This is a genomic window from Pirellulales bacterium (assembly GCA_036490175.1).
GTDB lineage: Bacteria > Planctomycetota > Planctomycetia > Pirellulales > JACPPG01 > JACPPG01.
On the sequence record DASXEJ010000169.1, the window covers coordinates 1 to 3,277 of the forward strand.

A 3,277-nucleotide genomic window follows, 5' to 3' on the forward strand; every position below is an offset into this window, starting at 1 on the left:
CACAGCCGCGACTATGAACACAACACGGAAACCAGTGAAGCGATGATTCTCATTTCCATGATCGCCCTGATGTCACGCCGCCTCGCTCACAAAAAGTGACTTTGAAGACTTGTTCTTAGCTGCTGTTGGGCAACGCTGGCTGACTCGTCCCCTGACCACAGGCCGTGATGAATATGTCGTCCCCACAACAAACGATAGAACAGCGTCGTCAAATTGTAATGACTGCGGATATCCTGTTTGCGAACAGAGGGGCAGACGATCATCAGGTCGATTCCTTTCGGTGTGTCGATATTCTTGCTAACGCAGCAAGGCCGCCTCGATCGTTAGTCCCGGTCCGAACGCTAGTATTACGCACGGGCGCATCGCATGTCGCTGCCTCAACCGATCGAGGATAAACAGCACGGTCGGCGATGACCTATTGCCAAACTCGGACAATACCTCGCGCGACACAGCTAACTGCTTTTCGCGTAATCCCAATGTGTGGCCGCAGGCATCCAGAATTCGCGGTCCACCGGGATGAACGTAACCGTTCACGGGGAATTCCTGAATTGTGCTCTTCGCTAGCAGGGGTATGCATCGCGTAGGCTGGGGGCATGTCGTCGTCCCAGGCACCGATTACGCCGGAACAACTGGCCGCTTTGCCGCCTGACTTTCAGGCTTTATTGCGAGGCGTCATCGAGTATTACGAGCGCCGCATTGCCGTACTCGAAGCAAAGCTGAACAAAACGCCGCAGAACTCGTCGCTGCCGCCGAGCAGCCAGCATCCACACGCCAAGCCGCTGGCGAACAAGCCGAAGTCGAACAAGAAACGCGGTGGACAGCCCGGGCACGCCAAACACGGGCGGCCACTGTTGCCCACCGATGAGTGCGACGAAGTGCACACGCTCAAGCCGATCGAGTGTCGCCGCTGCGGAAAGAAGCTGGCCGGCTGTGATGGCGAGCCGCTACGGCACCAGGTGTGGGAATTGCCCAAGATCAAACCGCACGTGACCGAATATCAACGACACCGCCTGACGTGCCGTGGCTGTGGCGCGTCGACCTGTGCCGAACTTCCACCGGGCGTGCCGCAAGGCCAGTCCGGCCCCCGGTTGATCGCTTTCAGTGGCTTGTTGATGGCCTACTTCCGCCAGAGCAAACGCCGCACGGCGCTGTTCCTGGAGGCGCTGTTGAACCAACCGTGCTGCGCTGCTTTGACAGTTAAGATGCAGCAACAAGTCACCCAGGCGCTACGGCCGCCGTATCACGAGCTGGTCGAGCAATTGCCGGCCCAGGACCAATTGGGTATGGACGAATCGCCGACCAAAGAGGGGCCGAACAAGGCCTGGTTGTGGACGGCGGTGGCTGGCGCGTTCACGGTCTTTGGAGTGCGTCTGTCGCGCGCCGGGACGTTGCTGGAAGAGTGGTTGGGCGAAGCGTTCGACGGCGTGATCACCTGTGATCGGGCCAAGATGTATTGGGCGCACGGTCGCTTGCAGTGGTGCTGGGCCCATTTGAAACGGGATTTTCAGGCGCTGGTCGATTCGGACGATGGAACGGTCAAACGACTGGGACACGATCTCATGCGACCGACGTGCGAGCTGTTTGGCTTGTGGGCCCGCTATCGCGACGGCACACTCACGCGCCGCGGTTGGCTCAGGCTGATGCAGCCGATCCGTCAAGAGATCGACCCCTTACTGCTGCGCGGCGCCTTTAGCGGCAACGCGCGGCTGAAGGGCATGTGTGGCCCCTTGTACGAACATCGCGACCGCCTATGGACGTTTCTCGAAGCCGAAGGGGTCGAACCAACTAACAACGCCAGCGAGCGCGCCTTACGTCATGCGGTGATTTGGCGGAAACTTTCCTTCGGCACGCAGAGCGCGGCTGGCAGTCGTTTCGTGGAGACAATGCTTACGACCATCGAAACCTGCCGCAAACAAAACACGAACGTCTTCGACTTCGTCGCCCAAGCCGTAGCCGCACACTTCGCCCACCACCCAGCCCCTTCACTCCTCTCCAAGGTAACGATTACGACTTAAGGAAAGGATCTCCGAATGGCCAGCCACCTGGGTAGCTGTACCTCGCGTTGAGGGCCGCGCGTGACGTGAGGGGCTCACTCTCAAGCTGGGCAATCTCGACGGGGACGCCCCCGAGCTCTTCGGCGATGTTGGTTTTAATCGACCAGTCTTCTGACGTTACGGTGGCGAGCCCATCTACATGGTTTGCGGCAGACCTAAAAGCGGGCCACAGCTGTTGATACGACTCTCCCAAAACGACGGCGCTACCAACGTTTGTCGGGACACCCCGCCACCACCAGCTTTTGACGGGGTGTCGTTCAGTATCGGGACCAATTCCGTACCCCCCTGCGCCGCCTCGCAAGAAGCCACTGAGCAATTGGACATCGCCGTAAAACGGCCGAATGAGGCGAGACAACTCGATCCAGGCGCGATGCAACTGCGTATTCCATCCCGGTTGCACAAGAGACGCTGCATGGACGCCGATACTCACGTTGTTTGCCCGAAATCCTCGCCGACTCGCCCCAAGCGGGTATGGAAAACCCAGGTGGACGCTGACAACTGGGCGGTGCGGATACCACACGATTGTCTCGTTCGAGTGTTCGTCTAGAAACTGAAGAAAGTGCGCACGCCCTGTTTCCCCGTAGACGTATTGTGGCGGCTCCCAGAGCCCATACCGCCGAGGCAAAGTTTCAGGCAACGTATTTTCAAGACAACTCAGCAAACGGTCGCGGCCGCCAGGTTCGTGAACTGGACTCTCCAAAAACCACCACGACATTTCGAGTATCGAGAAAGATTCTTCATGCCTGATCGGCTGAAGGCGTTTTACACCGGCGGGAGTGGCTACGGTATCAGCCTGTGGGTCGAAGATCACTCCGTGCGATGCCACAGCAAGTTTTTTGGCAATGCGATCTGCCCGAGCGAGTGCACTCTGCGGAGCGCTACCTTCGACGGACATGTGAGTGACGTACTCGATCCCCGGCAGAGTCGCAGCGACGCCCTCGGGAATATCTTCCGGAAAAACGCGGTCGGATCGACCGATTACAATCTGCCATCCGCGACCGGCATACGTCCAACAGGTGTCAGTTGCCTGCCATTCGCCGGCAGGGCAAAGTGCCCCCACGTTGCTGGCTCGAATTGACCACACCTCAAGGTCATAGCTCATAACGCCAATTTTCGTGGACCCTAGGGCTTGTGTCACGGGGTTGGACCCAGAAAGTTCGCCGCCCATTTCGCCCGCTACTCAGTCAATCCCTTCGTTGCTCCCCAGGGTGTGAACAGTTACG

At 58.7% G+C, this 3,277-nt stretch carries 2 protein-coding genes; one reads left to right on the top strand and one right to left on the bottom strand.

Annotated elements, in window-relative coordinates:
• Nucleotides 1-297: 297 nt before the first annotated feature.
• Nucleotides 298-612 (bottom strand): 3-oxoacyl-[acyl-carrier-protein] synthase III C-terminal domain-containing protein, encoded by a 315-nt coding sequence (locus VGG64_12825; protein HEY1600482.1) that lies wholly within the window; start codon nt 610-612, stop codon nt 298-300.
• Between VGG64_12825 and VGG64_12830 the strand changes: the two genes are divergently transcribed.
• Nucleotides 594-2,015 (top strand): IS66 family transposase, encoded by a 1,422-nt coding sequence (locus tag VGG64_12830; protein HEY1600483.1) that lies wholly within the window; start codon nt 594-596, stop codon nt 2,013-2,015. The two genes, VGG64_12825 and VGG64_12830, sit on opposite strands and share 19 nt — an antisense overlap.
• Nucleotides 2,016-3,277: the final 1,262 nt, after the last annotated feature.

Excerpts from the sequence above, each read along its gene's own strand:
- VGG64_12830 (HEY1600483.1), top strand. The coding sequence starts at position 594 with ATGTCGTCGTCCCAGGCACCGATTACGCCGGAACAACTGGCCGCTTTG.